Below are 20,222 nucleotides of genomic sequence, written 5' to 3'. Positions count from 1 at the left end.
TAATACAAATCTACTGATTAAAATGCTAATAAACAAAAGAAACTGCTAGAAAGATAGCAGTTTCTTTTGGTAGTCCACCTTTAATCTAATTGGAAGCGGGAGAAGATCTTCCATACTAGCTCATTTCGATTTGAGACATTTACTTTTTGAAAAATTACCTTTAAATGATCTTGTACCGTGTAGATTGAAATATCAAGATTATAAGCAATCTCTTTTGTAGGAATCCCTTTAATAACTTCAAATACTACTTCCTTTTCTCTAGGGGTAAGATTATACGCTGTTATTAAGAAATTGAGCATTTCTCTTGAGGATGCTTCATTTATTAATAAAGCAATTTGCTGTTCTTGTTGGCTTGTCAGCAAAAGTGATGCCCGAATAGCAATATAGCCTGTATCTTTGATAGGTACTATTAAAGAAGTATTTGAATTGTACTTGTCAGCAAGTAATTTTGCACAGATAGCTTGAATAGGCTTAGGAACTTGAGTTTCTGCTAAACTTTCATACTTTCTTAAAATGGCTAGCAATTCACAAGCTTTGGTATTACTTGAAAGAATTTTTAACCCTTTATCAAAAATAACAATGCCTTGTTCTCCTTCTACAGCTGGAATCCTCTCCTCAATAATATAATGATAGAACTTCTTTAATGATTCACCCATAATTGGCATCAGTCTTTTTATAAGCACCACATCTTGATCTTTAAATAAAGGCTGTTCATTTTCAGCTCTTTTGAATAGTGTTAAAAAACCATAGCATTGTCCTTGATAAATTAATGCAGCTCTTACTTCATCACTAAAACCATTGGGCATTAAAACTTCTCTATAGCGAAAGCTCCGACTAGAGGAATCGCTTAACCTGCCTATGTTTTGCCCACTTTGAACTAAGAATCCATATTTATTTACATCTTCTGTCGTATATTCCAATTCCATAATCTCCTGATGAATCGCCTCTATTGATTGTTCAGTAACTGCTCCTACCGAAAAAAGAGTATGTACATCCGTTAATGTACAGCAATACGCATCAAAATTTATATGTGTTCGTAGAGCTTCGATCATCAATTGACGATATTCAAACGAATTTTTGCTGTGCTTTAAGCATTGGTCAGATTTTCGTTGCCAATATTGTGCTTCCTTCATAAACACCTACCTCCCCCCAGAAATATGGGATAGTTCTTTTTTTCCGAAAGTTTATAATTGAGAATAATTCTTAATTGAATTGTACAGAAGTTCAACTAGTAGGAATACTATTTTGAAGAAAATTTTTACTTTTTATTTTCTTGCTAGCTACTTCCGTTATTAGTGGCTGCTCAGAGAAATCGTCTCAAGCAATTGTGGGTGGTGAGAATTCAGATTAAAGCTACTATTAGTGCCCCTAACTCGCCTGCTATTTTTCCAAGCATCCTGTTGGCAGAACAAAAGAGGATATTGAACTTATTACCTGGGAAACAGTAGATACCCTTTTAGCTCACATACAAAAAAACCAAGCACAATTTATGGTACTTCCTCTTAATATGGGAGCTAATCTATATGCAAAAAGAGTGCCATTACAACTTATAGGAGGTCTAGCACATCAAACTATTTTCCTACCTAGTTAAGGTGGTCCACCAGATATTTTTAGGGAATAGTCCTACACAGATACTAGGTGACTTCACTAAACAATCATCAGCCTTTCATCAGAATGATTGCTTAAAGATGAAGAAATTGCTCTCGAAATTTTAACGGATAAAAATAAATTGCTTTGGAGGTATTTTAATGAATAGATCTATACATAGCTGGGACAGTCTTTCTGTCAACAATTATCAACAGTCCATTCGACAAAAAATCATAGGCTATGATCTTATTTATGACATGATGGTCAATATACTTCAGAATTTCACTCCTGCAAATAAATTTTTAGTGGTAGGTGCTGGAGGTGGACAGGAATTACTCACTTTAGGCAAATCATTTCCTTCTGCCCATTTCACAGCAGTCGATTCCTCAAAGGAAATGCTGGAGCTGGCTGCTAAACAAATTGAATCGCTACCACATCGACCTACTATTATGTGGGTTGAGAAGGATCTACTATCCTTAAGAGTAAATGAGGTCTTCGATGTAGTTAGTTGTCATTTGGTTTTGCATTTCATAGAAAGCCTTGATCAAAAGAGAACAATGCTTCAAAAGATTGCGGATAGCTTAAAAGAAAATGGAGTGTTATTTATTTCATCGATAAATGCTGATTTAACTTCACAAACGTTCAAACATGAGCTTTGTTATTGGCGAAGCTCCATGCTTCATAACGGAATAAGTGAGGATCATTGGCAACGCTTTGAGCAATCCTTTAGCGTAACAACCCATCCGATTACTCTTGAATTGCTTATTAATTTACTGAAAGAGGCTGGCTTTACAACAATCCTTCCCTATTTTAAAACACATATGATTGACGCTTTAGTTGCTATTAAGGGAGGAACTGCTATATGAAAAATGGGAATATCTTAATCATTGGAGGCTATGGTGAAGTGGGAGGGAAAATTGCAAAATTATTGTTGCAAAGCTATCCCAACAGAATATGGATTGCAGGAAGAAATATAGAAAAGGCTAAGGATTTCTGTGTCCAGCACAAAAACTTAGTAAGACCTCTTCAATTGGATGTGTTGGCAAAAGTGCACCCAGAGCAATTAGAAAATGTATCATTGGTCATTATGTGTCTAGAGCAAAAAGATACTACATTTGCACAGCTTTGCTTAAATAAAGGGATTATCTATATCGATATTACTGCAAGTTATACCTTCCTTAAAAAGTTAGAGGCACTCCACTTACTAGCTGTACAGAAACATTCTACAGCCATTTTTAGTGTTGGTATGGCTCCAGGTTTGACCAACTTAATGGTCATGCATGCTGCAAGGCAATTATCCAGCCTCGAGAAGATGCATATTTCCATCTTACTTGGGGCAGGTGATACACATGGCACCGCGGCAATTCTTTGGATATTGCATCAATTAAATAAACCGTTTAGTAGCTACAAGAATCAGAAGGTTGCTAATTTTACTAATAAGAGAACCGTTAAATTTAAAAAGATTGGGAAACGAAGTGTGTATCAATTTAATTTCTCTGACCAGCATACATTAACAAAGCATTTCCCTTCTATTCCTATCGTCACAAGATTAGGCTTTGATGTTGAGCCACTCAATAAATTTGTATCCTTTTTACAAAAGAGTAGAATTGCATGCTTATTAAAATTTAATCGTCTACAAATCATGCTCGCTTCACTTATTCAAAAAATTAAAATTGGTTCTGATGTGTGTGGCATACAAATAGAAGCCATTGGGAAAAAACATCACAAAGAAGCAAGCTTCACATTAGACTTTCTTGATCGCGATGAATCACTTGTAACAGCGAAAGTTGCAGCATTTATAGCTAACGAGTTTCTTAACAATAAACATCCAGCAGGAGCCTATCATATTGAGGAATTATTTACATTAGACACCTTTCAGACTCAATTTGATATGTCCCTTCAATAAAAATGGCATTTAGCTCTCATCTAACGGAGAAGCTAAATGCCTGTTGTTTTATTATAAAACCTTCTCTAAAAAATCCTTTGCACGCTGTGTTGATGGCGCTGAAAAAAACTGTTCTGGAGGAGCATCCTCAATGAGCTTGCCGCCATCAAGGAAAAGAATACGATCAGCAACCTCACGAGCAAAGCCCATCTCATGTGTCACAATCAACATGGTCATCCCAGAATCTGCGAGGTTTTTCATAACAGCCAATACCTCTTTAACCATTTCAGGGTCAAGTGCCGATGTAGGCTCATCAAATAATATAACTTTAGGGTCCATGGCAAGTGCTCGCGCAATAGCAACACGTTGCTTTTGTCCTCCCGATAAACGATTTGGATATTCTAGACGCTTCTCAAACAGACCTACTTTCTTTAGTAACTCTTCTGCTTTGTTGATAGCTGTAGCCTTATCCAAACCCTTCACATTGATTGGCGCATATGTTAAATTTTCAAGCACAGTTTTATGAGGGAAAAGATGAAAATGCTGAAATACCATACCTACTTCTTCACGTATTTTCATTATATTTGTCCCTTTATCTGTCAGGACATCCCCTGCAATCGTTACCTTCCCACTTGTCGGAGTTTCTAATAAATTTAAGCAACGAAGAAATGTCGATTTACCTGATCCTGAAGGTCCAATAATAGCAATTACTTCTTTTTCTTTAACTTCAGTTGATATACCCTTTAATACTTCATTCTGCCCATAAGATTTGTGTAAATCTTCAATTTTAATCACTTTTTCTCATTCCTTTCTCGATTCGTTTACCAAGGAACGTTAAAACAAGCGTCATGATGTAATAGATTACCCCTGCAAAAAGTAATGGCTCAAGATAACGGTATGTCGAACCTCCTACAATGTAGGCACGACGCATAATATCTAATGCACTGATTACTGTCACAACTGCTGTTTCTTTATTTAATGTAATAAATTCATTTACTAAGGATGGTAAAATATTTTTTACTGCTTGCGGAATAATAATATCCTTCATCATTTTTGCATATGGAATCCCCAATGCTTGTGCAGCTTCCATTTGTCCTTTATCAACTGCATTGATACCAGCACGGATAATCTCTGAAATATATGCACCTGAGTTTAAACCAAAAGCAATAATAGCTGTTGGAATAGGCTCAATTTGGATATCTAGTAATTGCGGTACTGCATAATAAATAATTAGTAATTGTAATACAAGAGGTGTACCGCGGAAAATCGACGTATAGAAATCAGCAAACCAACGTAAAAAATTCACTTTACCAATTTTACATAATGCTAAAAGTATACCTACGATAAAACCAATGATGGATGCACCGATTGCAATTTGAAGTGTAACACCTATCCCTTTTAAAATATAAGGAATAGAGGGAACGATAGCTGTAAAATCTAAATTCACAGCGCTCCCTCCTTTCTTTTTCATCATGATGTAGCTTTGTTTTTTGTACCAAACACAAATTTAGAAGAGGCTTAAAGGATAATAATGAAAAGCACAAGCGATAGCCCAAAAGTAGAGCTATCGCACGCAATTATTATTCAACTTTTTCTAACCATTTTTCTTCTAACTCTTTGATTTTGCCTTCTTCAGCTAGCTCTTTTAAAGCTTTATTAATTTTATCTTTTAAATCGCTTCCTTTTGGAACAGCGATTGCTTTGAAATCTTCAGGCTGTTCTTCCACTGGGAAAGCCTCTAATTGATCATTCGTTTTTAAATAGCCTTTCGCAACGCCACCCTCTAAAATACCTGCGTCTAAACGTTTAGACATCATATCTTGCACAATCTCAGGGATTCGCGTACGTCCTTCTACTGTTACATCAACCTTTTTCGCAATTTCATTACCTAAGTTTTCCTGAATAGATGCAGTTTGTACACCTATTTTTTTACCAGCTAAGTCAGCTTCTTTTTTAATACCGCTATCCTTTTTAACAAGGATTACTTGCTCTGTTTCATTATATTTATCTGAGAAATCTACCACTTTTTCACGCTCTGGATTCGGTGTCATACCAGAAATAACGACATCAATTTTCCCTGCTTGAAGTGCTGGCACTAAACTGTTAAAGTCCATATCTTGCACTTGCATATCAACGCCTATTTTTTCTCCAACTAATTTGATTAGATCAATATCAAATCCAATAATTTCTTCGCCTTTTGCTGCATCCACATATTCAAATGGCGCATAGTCGGCTGATGTACCAACTTTTAATACTTGCTTACCCTCTGTATCCGTAGTAGATCCTGTATCGCTTGCATTATTGTCTTTAGTGCCACATGCTGCAAGTACACCCATTACTAGTACCAGCATCATGATGAATAACTTGTTCTTCATAAATTGTAACTCCTTTTATTTATAATTTATTGTGTATGAGAATACATTTCTCGAATATAGTTGATTGGATATTTATTCATGTTGAAGAATAAAAAATCTATCTGCTAATTAAGATATACTCTTTTGAAATAATAATCAAGATAAACTAAAAAAATTTTAGCTAAATATTATATGCATAATTTTCTGATAAGTCAATTTATTTTTGTTTTCATTCATTTTACAAAGTAACTTTACTATTTTCCGTTTTAGCATTATTTATTCCTCCATCATAAAAACAACTTAATTTCAACAGTTCAGAGATAGAGATTATCGCCATCTTTTAAGCTCGCAATATTTAGATTTCATCGCTAGTAGGAATTTTGTATTAATGCCGTAAGTTATCTTGTATAATCCAAATAAATCATTTGAAAGGGATTTTTACGATGAAAAAATTATCGTTATTGTTCGCAATTATTATTGGCTCAGTGCTGATAGCAGGCATTACCTTTTTCTTAACTCAACCTAAGTCGCATGGGCCGCAAGCGATTGAAGGTGTGATGGATTTACGTCATCATTCATTTCACGATAATACGCCTATCAAATTAGATGGGGAGTGGGAATTTATCCCGAATCATTTAGTGGACGGTGAAGCCTTTGATTCCTATCAAAGCTATCTTGTTAATGTCCCTTCAGCTTGGACAAAATATACAATTGATGGGCAACAAATACCTGTATTTGAAAGTGGGACTTATCGTCTCAAGGTTTTAATCGATGATACCGAAGATATTTTAGGAATTAAAACGAGTAACATTCGAATGTCGAACGCATTGTATATTAACGGAAAGCGAGTTGGACATAGTGGAGAACCAGCTGAGGATAGCAGCTATATACCCCACAATACCCCATATACCGCTTATTTTTCGCCTGATAAAAAAGAACTTGAATTGATTGTTCATGTAGCCAATTTTGATTATGCACCAGGAGGAGGAATTATTAGCTCCATTTTTTTGGGGGATCAATCTAGTATTGCAAAGCTTCGAGAGGGTGCCATATTCTACGATTTAATTACCTTAGCAGGTTTTTTAACAATGTTTATCTACTTTTTTGGCTCATATCTTTATTCAAAATTTGGTATAGAACAGCTTTACTTCTCTATATTTTGTTTCGCAAGTGGGGTTTACACCCTTACTCATGGCGAAAAGTTATTACTAGACTTTATAAATATTTCCTATGCTCCATTTCAGAAAATGCAAATGATCTCTAGTATAGCTGTAGGCCTTTTTATATTGTTGTATTTTTACCGTGCTCTAATAAAACATATGAATCGTTTAGTTGTGAAAGTGTTTTGCGCAATAGGTACCCTTCTAATGCTGGTTGCATTACTTCCAACATCCATTAATTCACTATTTCAGAATATCAACTCATTGTATGTATTCGCAAATATTGTTTATATCTTCTATGTACAAATTATAGCAATTTACAAACGTGCTACTGGAGTAATGTATTTAACATTAAGCTCTTTAGCCATTTTGCTTTATTTTATCGTTGCTACTTTAAATACAAATATTAATCTTGAACTGAGTGCTCTACCACCATTGTTGCCATTTATTTGCCTGACAATGCTTTCCCTATATATTTCTCATCGTTTTGCAGATTCTTATTTAGAAAAAGGCAAGCTAACGGAGGCACTGATACGTGTAGATAAATTAAAGGATGAGTTTCTCGCTAAAACATCTCATGAATTCCAAACGCCCTTACATGGCATTATAGGCATTTCACAATCTATGCTGAAGGATAATAGTTTACCTGTCTCAGCGGACGAACAAAAAGAAAAAGTATCACTTATTTTCAATATTGCAGAACGTCTATCCTATTTAGTCAATGATTTACTTGATTTTTCAAAGCTGAAGGAGAATGAATTAACATTGCGGATGGCATCTGTTGATTTATATGCCATTACACATATGACTGTAGAAGTGCTTTCCTACACGATTAGCAAGAATGTCAAAATTTATAATCATATAGAACGGGGAACCTTTGTCCAAGCTGATGAAAACCGTCTTCGCCAAATTTTATATAATTTAATTCATAACGCAGTGAAGTATACAAATGAAGGAAAAATTGATATAACTTGTTATGAGAAACAGTCATTCCTTGTGATTGAAGTTAAGGATACTGGGTGTGGGATAGCACCAGAAAATTTAAAAACCATTTTTAACCCGTTCCAACAATTCAATTATTCAATTGGTGGCAGTGGATTAGGTTTACATATTACAAAGGAGCTTGTCGAACGGCAGGGTGGGAAAATATTTGTTGATTCTATTGTCGGACAAGGCGCTACCTTTTCATTCAAATTACGAAAAGGTCAGCCGACAAATGAGGAATTACCATCAATGCCAATCCAAACATACCAGCATCCTTTCCTAACATTCCCACATATTGTTGAGAAAATAGGAAAGAAAAAAATTCTTATTGTAGATGACGATGCTGTTAATTTAAAGGTACTAATAGATATATTGACACAAGAAAACTATTCCATTATAGCAATTGATAATGGACACCATGTTTTTGAGTACCTTACACAACAACCTAGTATTGATTTATTAATTTTAGATATAATGATGCCCACTATTTCTGGCTATGAGATTTGTCAACAGGTTAGGCAACATTACACGTCTACAGAGCTACCTATTCTAATGTTGACTGCGGCGGTTCGCCCAGAGGATATGATTGCAGCCTTTCAATCTGGAGCAAATGATTTTTTACATAAACCTTTAGATGCTACCGAGCTAATGACAAGGGTTCGCAATCTTCTTTTATTGAAGGAGTCTGCAGAAACGGCTGTGAAAATGGAAACTGCGTTTTTACAAGCACAAATAAAACCGCATTTTATTTATAATGTCTTAAATTCCATTCTGTCCCTAAGCTATTTAGACTTAGATAAATCACGGGCAATGATTACAGATTTTGCTACATTTTTACGTAACAGTTTTGCCTTTGAAAATGCCAACAGTCTTGTCCCTTTGGAAAAGGAGCTTAGTCTTATTGAGGCATATGTAAATATTCATCGTACTAGATATCCTGAGCAATTAGAATTTAATATTTGCATGGATGAGCCTATCCAATGTCTTATTCCTCCTTTACTGCTTCAGCCTTTAGTAGAGAATGCCCTTCTTCATGGTTTGAAAGTCAGAAAAGAGGTTAGCGAGCTACTATTAGTTATAAGGCAGGAAGAGCATATGGTGATTTTCCAACTGATTGACAACGGCATTGGGATATCTTCAGAGCTTTTAAGGCAAATTCAAAATGGTGAAAAAACAGCTAGTCAAGGCATTGGTATTTTAAATATTTCCAAAAGATTAAAAAAATTCGACAACGCTACTATCCATTTTGATAGCCATGAAAACAAAGGAACGACTGTTGAAATAAGATTTCCAATAATTACTTTATAGAGGATGTGAGCAGCTTGTTAAAAGCAGTTATTATAGATGATGAAATTTTAGCCATTCGTTTATTAGAATCCATGCTAAAGGCAAGTGGCTCTATTGAGATTATTGGAACCTTCCAGAATCCAAAAGATGGTTTAGTAAATATTGATATGTTAAAACCTGATATATTGTTTTTAGACATTGAAATGACTGAAATGACTGGACTTGAATTTGCTTCTAAAATAGAAGATGTCTCAAGCTATATAGATATTGTCTTTGTTACAGCTTACGAAAATTATGCTTTAGAGGCCTTTAATGTACAGGCTATAGATTATATTTTAAAGCCCATTGACCACAACCGACTTTTAAAAACAATTGAGCGGCTACTTGAACGAAAGCAACATAAAAAGTTGAAGCAACCAATTGAACATACTTCTGTAAATGAAGGAATCAAAATTATTCATACATTACACTTCCATATACACTCAGGAAAAGTTTCAATTGGTGATACTGTATTAACTTTATCAACAAAGGAATTCCAAATTTTATTCTTTTTAGCACAGCATTGCAATCAAGCTTTTCCCGCTGCTGAGCTGTACCGACTTATTTGGGATGAGGATAGCTTTGGACAAACACAAGCCTTACGAGTTCATATCAGCAATTTAAGAAAAAAACTTGAAACGATTCCAGGTCATACAGCTAAAATCGTTATGGTAAGAGGCTCTGGGTATCAATTGGTTTTTCAAGAATAATTTGAAAGGGAAGTTGATTAAACCAATCAACTTCCCTTTCACTTATTTAGAATCCACTTCAATGTTAAGAAATGTCCAATGTTTACTACCTTAAGCCAGTGCTCTCTCATCTCTTGTGCAGGGATTTCACCACTCTCTTTGAACAATCTATTCATCAATTTTGCAGTTCTACTATTTTCATTATTTTGCACTAAAAAGACTGTTTGCTTTAGGGCAAACAGTCCTCCTTCTATTTTATCGTATGCTCTTCTGGGAACAATTTTGACTTTAATTCATCTTCACCAGAGTCCTTTGCTAATGGAACGCGAGAACGATAGGCAGCACGACAAATTAAATGCCCTGCAACGGGTGCTGTCACAAAGACGAAAAGAATACCTAAAATGAGCCGTACACTAACAAAACCGTCATGTACCCAGAAATAGATAAACGCTCCTAACAAACAGGTTAAAACCGATAATGTAGAGCTTTTCGTAGCAGCATGTGATCGTGTATAGACATCTGGTAGGCGAATCATCCCAAATGCGCTAATAACACTCACAATGGAACCTATAAGAATAAGGATAACTGCTGCCCATTCAATCATTTGATTTACGTTCAACAATCACACCTCTTTCTATATATTTTGTAAATGCAATCGTTCCGATAAACGCTAAAATGCCCAAAATAAGAATAGCTTCTAAATATGCTTTAGTCTTCAATATAATAGAGACAATCGCAATAGCCGATAATAAATTAACACCAATTGTATCGAGAGCTATCGCTCGATCAGGCATTGACGGACCACGGATAACACGATATAACGACAGCGCAATGGAAATACTGAAGAAAGCAAGTGCAAGAAGTAATATATTGTTAATCATTAGCGTGTCACCTCCATTATTGCTTGTTCGAATTTTCCAATTGATCGTATAACAGCATCCTTTGACTGTTCGATGTCCATAGCATGAATATAAAAGACATCTCCCTCTTCCGATACCTCCATGACGACAGAGCCAGGTGTTAACGTTAACAGTAAGGCAAGAGCTGTAATCTCCCAATCACCCTCTAATACAGTTTTATATGTGAAAATACCCGGTGTAATATTTAGCTTAGGTGTAGTGATTTGTCTTAATACACTATAGCTTGATAAAAATAGTTCCCAGTTAAACAGCCATAATAACTTGATAATGGAAAAGACTCTCCTCATGTAAAATTGAGTACCATAAAAGCGATGCATCGCATATAGAATACCCATACCTACAACAAAACCCATTAAAAATGTTGAAAATTGTGGTGTCACTTCATCCTGTAGAAGTAACCAAAGTGTTGCGATAAATAAATTTAAAATAAACTGCATCGCCATTATTTATTCACCTCACCTTGCCATTGTTCGCCATCTAAAACTGCATCGATATAGATAGATGGTGTATAAAGTGTTTCAGCTGCATCTGTGACAAATGGTGCCAGTTTTTCTGCCCCAATACCTAACCCAAATGTGCAAACAGCTAGTAATGTTAATGGCAACAATATACGTTTAGGTAAAGGTTTTTCATCCTCTAAGCTAATAATGGTTTCGCCGAAAAAGGAAGAAAGAAATATCCTTAACAATGAATATAAAACAATTAAACTAGAGAAAAACCCTAGACCTAATAGAACGAAATGGCCACCTTCTATCGCACCTTGTCCAATTAAAACCTTTCCTAAAAAACCACTCAGTGGGGGTATACCAGCTAGTGAACACATTGCTATAAAGAACAACCATCCAAAAAAGGGGTAGTTACGAATAAGTCCACTCATCTTATCAATTACTGTTTCCCCAGTGAGATATATCATCATGCCAACAGCTAAGAACAACATAGCCTTAGCTATCATATCGTGCATTAAATAGTAGATAACACCTTGTAAGGCTGACTCTGTGCCTACAGCTAGCCCAATTATTATAAAACCAACGCCAATTAGTACATTGTAAGAGGCTATTGTTCTAACATCACGACCTGAAAGTGCACCGATACAGCCTGCTATAATTGTGAGTCCAGCCATGATGCCAAGAGCTGTGTGTGTGACTTCAGAATTGTTAGGGAACAGCAATGTAAAGGAACGTACAAGTGCATACATCCCTACCTTTGTTAATAAAGCAGCAAATAAAGCAGCAATGGCAGTTGGTGGTACACTATAAGATCCTGGCAACCAGAAGAATAATAAAAGTCCAGCCTTCAAGCTAAAGACGATTAAGAAAATAAGCGCTACTGTTGTAATAAGAGGATTAGCTCCTGCCTCCATTACACGAACTGAAATATGTGCCATATTTAATGTGCCTACCGTTCCATACAGAAAAGCTAGTGCTACTAAGAAAATCCAAGAGGCAACAATGTTGATGAGCACATATTTCAATGCTTCACGTAGCTGAATTTTTTCGCCACCTAAGCTAATCAATGCATAGGAAGCGAGCAACATTACTTCAAAACACACAAATAAGTTAAAAATATCGCCCGTCAAAAATGAGCCATTGACACCTGCTATCATCAGCAAGGTAAATGGATAAAAATACATTTTTTCATATCTTAGCTCCATTGTAAAAATTGCATATAGCATACAAATGAGAGCTACAATATTTGCAACTAACACTAATAGTGTCGCAAATGAATCGGCTACAAATGAGATTCCAAATGGTGGTGCCCATCCACTAAAATCAATGCGCATCACACCCTGTTCTTGAATCTCTACTAATAAAATGACGCTAATGATAATAATAAAGCTCAATGTCAATAAACTGATGATACGTTGTAGCGTCACATGCTCTTTTAAAAACACCAGTAAAATAGCCGTAATTACTGGTACAATTAATGGTAAAACAATCATATTACTCATCAGGCGTACCTCTCAATTCATCAAAATTCCCTGAACCATTTGTTTTGTACGCGCGATACCCTAAAACGAGAACAAAAGCAGTGACAGCAAAGCTAATCACAATCGCTGTTAATATTAATGCTTGAGGTAATGCATCTGTATATGGTCCCTCTGATTCTCCTAATAACGGGACATCCCCTTTTTTTAAACCTCCCATAGTCAAAATCAGTAAGTGGGCAGCATGAGATAAAACAGCGGTGCCTAAAATAACACGCAATAACTGCTTCGAGAGGATTAAGTACGTCGCAACAGCTACTAATATACCTACTAAAACAAGTATTAAAGACTCCATTGGCTACTCATCCTCGCTTATACTTAAAATAATTGTTACAACAACCCCCACCACTGTTAAAGCCACACCTGCTTCAAAAATAGTGACAGTTGAAAAGCCCATTTTCCCAAAGATAGGAACATCTATATACGTATGTGCTTGTGTTAAAAATGGGACATCAAAAAACAACGAACCTATTGCTGTTCCAGTTGCTAGCAATACACCAAGAGCTGCAACTTTTTTGAAGTCGAAAGGCATCCCTTTATGAACAGTTTCAATATCATAGGCTAGATATAACAAAACAATGCCTGAGGCTAACACCAGACCACCTATAAAGCCACCACCAGGAGCATGATGCCCAGCAAAGAATAAATACACGCCGAGTGTTAAAATAATGAACACAACGGCTTTGGTGACGGTTCTTAAAATCACATCATTAATTTTCATGATCTGCTTCCTCCTTTCGTGGCTTAAGCTTTGTCAGAGCATAGACCCCTAAGCCAGCAATTAGAAGAACAACAACCTCTAGCATCGTATCAAAAGCACGGAAATCCCCTAGTATTGTATTAACGATGTTGGAACCGCCAGCCAATTCATAGGCATCATTGAAGTAAGTAGCCACTGGTTCAAAGCGATCATAGTGTACTACTGCTAAACCAACAATAGTTACGGTTGCACCAACAAAAATAGAAATTAATGCTTTTGACCATTGAACCCTTTTACGTGGTAGCTCTGGCATTAAATCTGGCAGATATTTAAAACATAAAAGGAATAAAGCTGTTGTGACCGATTCAACAACTAATTGTGTTAAAGCTAGGTCTGGTGCACGGAAAATAACAAAGAAGAAGGCAATAGAATAGCCTAGTACACCATTTAGCAACATGGCTGTCACCCGACCCTTTGCGAAAATCATCCAAACAGCAGCAAAAATCATGACAAACACAAGGATTAACTCGTAGGATTCTATAGCGGAATCTTTGTCAAAATTAAAGGTCATGGCATCTGACCAAACAAAATAACCAGCGATAAGTGCAACAAAAAATACATATATATAGACAAAATAATGTGTTAAATTACCTGTCATATATTTATTGGTAAGCTTCTGTGAGCCATTTTCACTCATCTCTATCATTCGATTGTAATACGTATTAAACGTATACTTTTGTGAAAATAGACGATAAAGTGGCTTCCAGCTTTTTAATGTTTTAAATAAGATAATTCCAATAATAATGACACCTACTGTCATCAATAACTCTGCATTGATGCCATGCCATGCATGAATATGTGGTGTTAACTCACTTGTAGTTGGGAATGTTGGATAAATACTAGCCATAGCAGGCTCTAAAATATAATGACCTAATATATTAGGGAAGAAAAAGATACCAACTACCAACAAGCATAAAATAATTGGCGATATTAACATGCCAAGTGGAGCTTCGTGTGGTTTTTTATCAATCTTCTCTGGCTGTAGTTTACCCAAAAATGTACGACTAATTAAAATCAAACTATAGACAAAGGTAAAGATACTTGCCACCCATGCTACTATAGGAAAAAACAGCCCTATATCAGCAATAGAGAATGCTTCTACATCACGAATAGCCAATACTGCTGCAAAAAACATTTCCTTACTTAAAAAGCCATTAAATGGTGGCAGTCCTGCCATTGAGAAGCTACCAATCACAGCAATTGTAAAAGTGATAGGCATGAAAGACATTAAGCCACCTAAACGACGAATATCACGGGTACCTACTTCATGATCGACAATTCCAACCATCATGAATAAAGCTCCTTTAAAGGTCGAATGATTCACAAGGTGAAATAGCGCTGCAAAGCTTGCTTGGGTGTAAAGAATCGAGTTTTCCTCATAGCCATAATAATGACCAACAGACCCAAGACCAAAGAGACTCATAATTAAACCAAGCTGACTCACTGTTGAAAAGGCTAATAATGCTTTTAAATCCGTCTGACGGACAGCATTAAAGGAGCCCCAGAATAATGTAACTAGGCCGATAACACTAACTAGCCAGAACCATACTGCCTCTCCTCCAAAAACCGGTGAAAAACGAGCAACTAAATAAATGCCTGCCTTCACCATTGTTGCGGAATGTAAGTAAGCACTAACAGGTGTTGGGGCCTCCATAGCATCAGGCAACCAAATGTGGAATGGAAATTGTGCAGATTTTGTAAAAGCCCCTAGTAAAATTAGAATAAGCGCTGGCGTAAATAAGGTATGATCTCGTATAACCTCTACATTAGCTACAATTTCACGAATACTAAATGTATGAGAAGCTACATAGAGCATTAAGAAACCCGCAAGCATTGAGAGTCCGCCAAAGACGGTAATCATCATCGCTTTTTTAGCACCTGCCCGAGAAGCCTTTCTATGATGCCAAAATGCGATTAATAGGAATGATGACACACTCGTTAATTCCCAAAATGTGTATAATACCATTAGGTTATCTGAAAAAACAACGCCAAGCATAGCGCCCATGAATAGTAATAAATAGCAGTAAAAATGATGAAGAGATTCTTTCGTTGATAAATAAAAAATAGAATATAAAATGACTAAACTACCTACACCTGTAATCAGCAGACCAAAAATCATACTGAGTCCATCTAGGTAAGTTGTGAAATTTATATTAAAAGAGGGAATCCACTCACATGTATGAATAAAGGTTTTACCCTCGGCTAATTGAGGAATATAGCGAGCGAGTAAAAGAAACAAGATGAATGGAACAGATAAAACAAACCAGCCAAGATGTGTGACACGCCTTAGTCGCCTGTAAAGCAATGGAATTAGAGCAGCACAAACAAATGGCAAAAGTATCGCAATGAGAACTGTGACCAAATGAAAACCTCCTACTATCTAAATCATCTAGCAAATTTTTGTGGTGATGGGCATGTAAAGTGCTAAGACTTTAGAAATTTGTTCAAGCTAAGGAACATATTAGATGTATTCTTGAAATTTATTAATGGAATGTGGTGGGGTATTAAAGTGCCTAATTGTTTATAAAAACGGTTATTTTAGTTATTTAGTCACTTCTAACCCGATGCAAGCCTAAATAACTTGTGGAAAATCAGATAATTTATACAGTTACAACTCAGTTAATATCAGCATAATGAAGACACTTGACTATCTATTTAACTCACTGCATAATAGTGTGGCATATGAAAGCAAATTAGCATAGATGCACAGAATGCATAAATTAAATAATCTCTAATTATCGATTTAAGCTTAATCCTTCAAGGGTTTTCCAATACATTTTCGTTAACTTTTATACATTTTTAAGTATACAATATAAATGAGCATAATGCACTGTAACAGCATCGATTTTAGCTGTTTTAGGATAATTTTTTCAAAATCAACAGTGAAATTAACAAAATACCAACAGATAAGAGGTGTACATTTTTTATGAAGCATGTAAAAGGGCGTTTGGATGAAAGTATATTAGTTTGTGTTTATTACGGCTTAAATGGCGAACGTTTGATTCGTCGTGGTCATAAGATGGCCACAATGCTTGATTGCCCACTCTATATTCTTTCAGTCGATTCGCAACCCCTTGATGCATTTGACGCAGAGAAATCTAGTTATATAGAGCAATGGAAAAAGTTATCAGATGAACTTGAGGTTGAAAAATTTATTTTGCAAGATAATGAAAAACGCCCCATACAAAAGGTTATTGCAGAGGTCGCGAAGAATTATAGTATTTCACAAATTATCGTAGGGCAAAGCGCACAAAGCCGTTGGGAGGAAATCACTAAAGGTTCGTTCTTAAACGTACTGTTAAAGGAAGTCCCTTTTGTTGATTTTCATATCGTAGCTGTTCAACGCCCAACCGATGATGATGCAAATGAAACATATGAAAAAGGAGTACGTGCTTACTTAATTAAAGAACAGGAGAACTTTAAAGTAGCATTTACATGTCCTAAGTATGTATCGATTGAAGGTATATTCTTCAAAGAAATTGGCACAGATTTTGACAATGGCATCTTTAAATTTACTTACAACGATAAAATGCATGAAGTTCATATTTCAGAGGGCTATGTAATTGATCAGGAAAAATTGCCAGCAGAATTTTTAGCTCCATTAAGACAATAAAAAAACGCGTAGATACGCGTTTTTTTTATTAGACAGCAGCTGAAGCAGGTTTATCTTTCGGTAAGAAGAAGGCAACTAGTAATAATAAAGGTAATAATGAAACAACAATCATTGTAAAATCAATGCCTTTATGATCCATTAAAACGCCGATAACCATTGCCCCTATTGCGCCCATTCCAAAAGCAAATCCTGTTGTTAAACCTGCCATGGTGCCAATTTTTGTTGGGACTAACTCTTGCGCATAGACCACCGTTACGGAGAAGCTAATCATAATCAACGTACCAATAATAACTAAAAATATCATAGCCGCCCATAATGGTACATATGGCAATGCTAAACAAAATGGCATAGGGCCAACTACAGAAAGGATAATGACATTTTTCCTACCAATACGGTCTGATAAAGAACCTCCGAAAAAGGTACCTACTACACCAAATGCCATGAAGGTGAATATTAATATTTGCCCTAGTCGAAGGCTGACCTCATAGTGATCCATTAGATAAAACACATAAAAACTTGTTATATTTGTTGTATAAAATGATCGTGCAAAAATAATTGTAAATAATAATGTTAATGCGATTCCTACTTGTTTCTTTGTTAATGGAGGCAATGTTGAGACGAGTACACGCTTTTTCTTAGTTGCACGCTCCTGCTCCAATTGTTTTTTATACCATGTAGCAATTTTACTTAATAAAATGATACCAAACGTTGCAATTACTAATATGATTGCAGCCCCACGTTGCCCTAAAATATCAAAGATATAAGCACTAATTAATGGTGCTAGTGCTTGCCCTGAATTTCCCCCCACTTGATAAATTGACTGCGCAAGTCCTCGTTTAGATCCAGCTGCCATAAAGGAAACTCTCGATCCCTCAGGGTGAAAAATAGCTGACCCGAAGCCTATAAATAATACCGCAATAATAATAATCCAATACTGCGTTGTGAACGCTATAATAGCAATCCCTATAAATGAACTAATCATACCGATAGGTAAAGCATAAGGCATTGGTTTTTTATCACTAATAAAGCCTACCGCAGGCTGCAATGCAGAAGCAAATATGTTTAATACAAAAGAAATCATTCCAATTTGTGTAAAGGTCAATCCTAATTCACTCTTAAATATCGGAAACATCGCTGGGATAACAGCTTGCATCGTATCATTGATTAGGTGAGCAACACCGATTGCAATCATTATTGGATAGATTGGATTGGTTACATTTAATTGTTTATTCATGTTGCCACCTCATTCTTATTTTGTTTAAAAATGATTGTCGCATACTATCGACCATTTTGCACAAGCTATAGTTCGACAGCTGTAAAAGGAGTTGATATATGCATGGAAAGCTTTATTCATGCTCACTTTTGGGAAATGATTCTACGAACAACACTTTCGTTTTTTGCCTTACTAATTCTGGCACGTCTACTTGGTAAAAAACAATTAGGCCAGTTAACGTTTTTCCATTACATTACAGGTATTACATTTGGGTCGATCGCTTCAGAAATTGCCTCTCAGGAAGAAACACCATTTTTAGATGGTTTGATTTCTCTCGTTTGGTGGAGTGCTTTAACGTATTTGATGACCGTTATTACGATTAAATCTAAAAAAGCTCGCGTTCTCATTGATGATAAACCAACAATTGTTATTCAAAAGGGTCTTATATTAGAATCAGCACTACAAAAAAACCGTCTTCATCTAGATGAGCTTACAATGATGTTACGTGAACAAGCCATTTTCTCCGTACAGGACGTTGAGTATGCTTTACTAGAAACGAATGGAAAGCTCAGTGTGCTACAAAAAACCTCTGAACAAGTGGCTACAAAGCAGGATGTTAAAGCCGATGTATCACCACCTACCTACCTTCCTACAGAAGTTATTTCTGATGGTCAACTTATTACCGAGAATATTGTTGAACTTGAGCTGACAGAAGACTGGGTAATAAAGAAATTGAAAAAGCAAAATGTGCATTCTGTAGAAGAAGTTTATTTTGCTCAAGTCCAAACAAATGGTTCCTTGTACATCAGCTTAAAAGATAAAGCGAGACATTCAAGCCCTTAATTGCTTGTCTAGTCTCGTTTTTTTGTTAATCAATTTTGACAATATCTAAGGGCGTAATAATACCGAGTAATCTTTGATGTGGTTGACCATGCTCCGTTATTAATAATGCCTCAAAGCGTCTCCCTCTTTCGACTCCTTGTTTAAATATTTCCTCAGCCTCATAGATGGATATCGTTCTACTGACAAATTTGTAATTCACTCTATTTTTCTCATGCAATAAGATATCATGCAGTGTGGGTATTCTTTTCGGTAAATGATCACCACCCATCTTTGACGCAAGCCAATTTGTGATTCCTACTGTTGTGATGAGCCCCTTAAACTGCTTATTATAATAAACAGGAAATTGTGTATATTTGCGCTGACGTATCACTTTTAAAACATGTTTTAAAGAATCATTTTCTTGAAAAATCAATACTCTTTTACGGAACATTTGCCCCACAAGCGTTGGCTTAGCAAGGGTAGCATCTATGTATTCAATTCGTTCTACAACATCAGTATGTGGCTCTGCAATCACATAATGTAATGATGTACGATGATGCACAATCGCATTTCGTAAGTCCGCATATGAGCGGAGATCATCTTCATATTTCTTCACCAAGACATCCTTTTTCTTTGCTTGATCAATCAGCCGATAAAAAGGCATAAAATCCTTCGCACCTACAATATCTCTCAGTCTATGATCTATTCGATTAAACGCTGTCAGGAAACGATCGGAATTTTCAGTTCCCACTTTTCATGTCCCTTCTTTCTATAGTAGTCTATATATTTTCCGAGTTATTTGACAAATTTCGAGTTACACACCCATTATATTCCTAAGTTATAGAGATTCCAAGAAAGGAGTTTTACAATCCCTCTTGAAAGTGACGTTACGTCATTTTATATAATGTCATTAACAGAGAGGAGG

The 20,222-nt window shown here is 35.9% G+C and carries 19 protein-coding genes; 6 read left to right on the top strand and 13 right to left on the bottom strand.

What is annotated here, in order from left to right; genetic code table 11:
* Nucleotides 1–80: 80 nt before the first annotated feature.
* Complete coding sequence (locus BFM98_RS22690) at nucleotides 81–1,133, bottom strand: helix-turn-helix transcriptional regulator (RefSeq protein WP_066038464.1); 1,053 nt, start codon at nucleotides 1,131–1,133, stop codon at nucleotides 81–83.
* Nucleotides 1,134–1,748: 615 nt separating this feature from the next.
* Here BFM98_RS22690 and BFM98_RS22685 point away from each other — a divergent pair.
* Together BFM98_RS22685 and BFM98_RS22680 are read left to right on the top strand one after the other, a co-directional pair.
* Nucleotides 1,749–2,453: a class I SAM-dependent methyltransferase gene (locus BFM98_RS22685; protein WP_066038463.1), complete on the top strand. Its 705-nt coding sequence runs from the start codon at nucleotides 1,749–1,751 to the stop codon at nucleotides 2,451–2,453.
* Nucleotides 2,450–3,493: a saccharopine dehydrogenase family protein gene (locus tag BFM98_RS22680; RefSeq protein WP_066038462.1), complete on the top strand. Its 1,044-nt coding sequence runs from the start codon at nucleotides 2,450–2,452 to the stop codon at nucleotides 3,491–3,493. Before BFM98_RS22685 ends, BFM98_RS22680 begins: the two co-directional genes overlap by 4 nt.
* 51 nt (nucleotides 3,494–3,544) lie before the next feature.
* Here BFM98_RS22680 and BFM98_RS22675 read toward each other — a convergent pair whose 3' ends face one another.
* The 3 genes from BFM98_RS22675 to BFM98_RS22665 all read right to left on the bottom strand — a co-directional run bounded on the left by BFM98_RS22675 (nucleotide 3,545) and on the right by BFM98_RS22665 (nucleotide 5,847).
* Nucleotides 3,545–4,267, bottom strand: coding sequence for an amino acid ABC transporter ATP-binding protein (locus tag BFM98_RS22675; RefSeq protein WP_054548544.1), 723 nt, complete (start codon nucleotides 4,265–4,267; stop codon nucleotides 3,545–3,547).
* On the bottom strand, nucleotides 4,260–4,919 hold the full coding sequence (locus BFM98_RS22670) for an amino acid ABC transporter permease (protein WP_036075291.1): 660 nt from the start codon (nucleotides 4,917–4,919) through the stop codon (nucleotides 4,260–4,262). Before BFM98_RS22670 ends, BFM98_RS22675 begins: the two co-directional genes overlap by 8 nt.
* 133 nt (nucleotides 4,920–5,052) lie before the next feature.
* Complete coding sequence (locus tag BFM98_RS22665; protein WP_066038461.1) at nucleotides 5,053–5,847, bottom strand: transporter substrate-binding domain-containing protein; 795 nt, start codon at nucleotides 5,845–5,847, stop codon at nucleotides 5,053–5,055.
* A gap of 422 nt (nucleotides 5,848–6,269) precedes the next feature.
* Between BFM98_RS22665 and BFM98_RS22660 the strand changes: the two genes are divergently transcribed.
* Entirely contained in the window at nucleotides 6,270–9,278 is a 3,009-nt protein-coding gene (locus BFM98_RS22660) for an ATP-binding protein (protein WP_066038460.1), read from the top strand.
* A gap of 14 nt (nucleotides 9,279–9,292) precedes the next feature.
* Nucleotides 9,293–10,006 (top strand): DNA-binding response regulator, encoded by a 714-nt coding sequence (locus BFM98_RS22655; RefSeq protein ID WP_066038459.1) that lies wholly within the window; start codon nucleotides 9,293–9,295, stop codon nucleotides 10,004–10,006.
* Between the two features lie 229 nt (nucleotides 10,007–10,235).
* Here the strand turns inward: BFM98_RS22655 and BFM98_RS22650 are convergent, their stop codons facing one another.
* Genes BFM98_RS22650 through BFM98_RS22620 form a run of 7 tightly spaced genes read right to left on the bottom strand, consistent with a single transcriptional unit; the run spans nucleotide 10,236 to nucleotide 16,011 of the window.
* The gene (locus tag BFM98_RS22650) at nucleotides 10,236–10,604 is read right to left on the bottom strand and encodes a Na+/H+ antiporter subunit G (protein ID WP_048395761.1); all 369 of its coding nucleotides are present in this window, start codon (nucleotides 10,602–10,604) and stop codon (nucleotides 10,236–10,238) included.
* A complete protein-coding gene (locus BFM98_RS22645; protein WP_004233151.1) occupies nucleotides 10,582–10,866 on the bottom strand; it encodes a Na(+)/H(+) antiporter subunit F1 in 285 nt (94 codons plus the stop codon). The genes BFM98_RS22650 and BFM98_RS22645 overlap by 23 nt, the downstream gene beginning before the upstream one ends.
* Complete coding sequence (locus BFM98_RS22640; RefSeq protein WP_048395764.1) at nucleotides 10,866–11,348, bottom strand: Na+/H+ antiporter subunit E; 483 nt, start codon at nucleotides 11,346–11,348, stop codon at nucleotides 10,866–10,868. Before BFM98_RS22640 ends, BFM98_RS22645 begins: the two co-directional genes overlap by 1 nt.
* Nucleotides 11,348–12,853, bottom strand: coding sequence for a Na+/H+ antiporter subunit D (locus BFM98_RS22635; protein WP_066038458.1), 1,506 nt, complete (start codon nucleotides 12,851–12,853; stop codon nucleotides 11,348–11,350). The genes BFM98_RS22640 and BFM98_RS22635 overlap by 1 nt, the downstream gene beginning before the upstream one ends.
* On the bottom strand, nucleotides 12,846–13,184 hold the full coding sequence (locus BFM98_RS22630; RefSeq protein ID WP_004233143.1) for a Na(+)/H(+) antiporter subunit C: 339 nt from the start codon (nucleotides 13,182–13,184) through the stop codon (nucleotides 12,846–12,848). Before BFM98_RS22630 ends, BFM98_RS22635 begins: the two co-directional genes overlap by 8 nt.
* A gap of 3 nt (nucleotides 13,185–13,187) precedes the next feature.
* Complete coding sequence (locus BFM98_RS22625) at nucleotides 13,188–13,610, bottom strand: Na(+)/H(+) antiporter subunit B (protein WP_004233141.1); 423 nt, start codon at nucleotides 13,608–13,610, stop codon at nucleotides 13,188–13,190.
* On the bottom strand, nucleotides 13,600–16,011 hold the full coding sequence (locus BFM98_RS22620; protein ID WP_066038457.1) for a Na+/H+ antiporter subunit A: 2,412 nt from the start codon (nucleotides 16,009–16,011) through the stop codon (nucleotides 13,600–13,602). The genes BFM98_RS22625 and BFM98_RS22620 overlap by 11 nt, the downstream gene beginning before the upstream one ends.
* A 564-nt stretch (nucleotides 16,012–16,575) precedes the next feature.
* On the opposite strand from BFM98_RS22620, the gene BFM98_RS22615 reads away from it, so the two are divergent.
* Nucleotides 16,576–17,262, top strand: coding sequence for an adenine nucleotide alpha hydrolase family protein (locus BFM98_RS22615; RefSeq protein ID WP_036075307.1), 687 nt, complete (start codon nucleotides 16,576–16,578; stop codon nucleotides 17,260–17,262).
* 28 nt (nucleotides 17,263–17,290) lie between these two features.
* Here BFM98_RS22615 and BFM98_RS22610 read toward each other — a convergent pair whose 3' ends face one another.
* Nucleotides 17,291–18,496, bottom strand: coding sequence for an MFS transporter (locus tag BFM98_RS22610; RefSeq protein WP_048395769.1), 1,206 nt, complete (start codon nucleotides 18,494–18,496; stop codon nucleotides 17,291–17,293).
* 102 nt (nucleotides 18,497–18,598) lie between these two features.
* On the opposite strand from BFM98_RS22610, the gene BFM98_RS22605 reads away from it, so the two are divergent.
* Nucleotides 18,599–19,318 carry a DUF421 domain-containing protein gene (locus BFM98_RS22605; protein WP_082148191.1) on the top strand — a complete coding sequence of 240 codons (720 nt, stop codon included), beginning with the start codon at nucleotides 18,599–18,601 and terminating at the stop codon, nucleotides 19,316–19,318.
* 25 nt (nucleotides 19,319–19,343) lie between these two features.
* On the opposite strand, the gene BFM98_RS22600 is transcribed toward BFM98_RS22605, so the two are convergent.
* Nucleotides 19,344–20,048: a CBS domain-containing protein gene (locus tag BFM98_RS22600; protein WP_048395772.1), complete on the bottom strand. Its 705-nt coding sequence runs from the start codon at nucleotides 20,046–20,048 to the stop codon at nucleotides 19,344–19,346.
* Between the last annotated feature and the right edge of the window lie 174 nt (nucleotides 20,049–20,222).

This window comes from Lysinibacillus sp. AR18-8 (assembly GCF_001705465.1).
Classification (GTDB): domain Bacteria; phylum Bacillota; class Bacilli; order Bacillales_A; family Planococcaceae; genus Lysinibacillus; species Lysinibacillus capsici.
Note: the sequence above shows the minus strand (reverse complement) of the source record. Positions and strands in the feature narration are given on the sequence as shown.

Excerpts from the sequence above, each read along its gene's own strand:
- BFM98_RS22610 (WP_048395769.1), bottom strand. The coding sequence starts at position 18,496 with ATGAATAAACAATTAAATGTAACCAATCCAATCTATCCAATAATGATT.
- BFM98_RS22625 (WP_004233141.1), bottom strand. The coding sequence starts at position 13,610 with ATGAAAATTAATGATGTGATTTTAAGAACCGTCACCAAAGCCGTTGTG.
- BFM98_RS22685 (WP_066038463.1), top strand. The coding sequence starts at position 1,749 with ATGAATAGATCTATACATAGCTGGGACAGTCTTTCTGTCAACAATTAT.
- BFM98_RS22680 (WP_066038462.1), top strand. The coding sequence starts at position 2,450 with ATGAAAAATGGGAATATCTTAATCATTGGAGGCTATGGTGAAGTGGGA.
- BFM98_RS22640 (WP_048395764.1), bottom strand. The coding sequence starts at position 11,348 with ATGGCGATGCAGTTTATTTTAAATTTATTTATCGCAACACTTTGGTTA.
- BFM98_RS22690 (WP_066038464.1), bottom strand. The coding sequence starts at position 1,133 with ATGAAGGAAGCACAATATTGGCAACGAAAATCTGACCAATGCTTAAAG.
- BFM98_RS22630 (WP_004233143.1), bottom strand. The coding sequence starts at position 13,184 with ATGGAGTCTTTAATACTTGTTTTAGTAGGTATATTAGTAGCTGTTGCG.
- BFM98_RS22635 (WP_066038458.1), bottom strand. The coding sequence starts at position 12,853 with ATGAGTAATATGATTGTTTTACCATTAATTGTACCAGTAATTACGGCT.
- BFM98_RS22665 (WP_066038461.1), bottom strand. The coding sequence starts at position 5,847 with ATGAAGAACAAGTTATTCATCATGATGCTGGTACTAGTAATGGGTGTA.
- BFM98_RS22615 (WP_036075307.1), top strand. The coding sequence starts at position 16,576 with ATGAAGCATGTAAAAGGGCGTTTGGATGAAAGTATATTAGTTTGTGTT.
- BFM98_RS22645 (WP_004233151.1), bottom strand. The coding sequence starts at position 10,866 with ATGATTAACAATATATTACTTCTTGCACTTGCTTTCTTCAGTATTTCC.
- BFM98_RS22605 (WP_082148191.1), top strand. The coding sequence starts at position 18,599 with ATGGAAAGCTTTATTCATGCTCACTTTTGGGAAATGATTCTACGAACA.
- BFM98_RS22660 (WP_066038460.1), top strand. The coding sequence starts at position 6,270 with ATGAAAAAATTATCGTTATTGTTCGCAATTATTATTGGCTCAGTGCTG.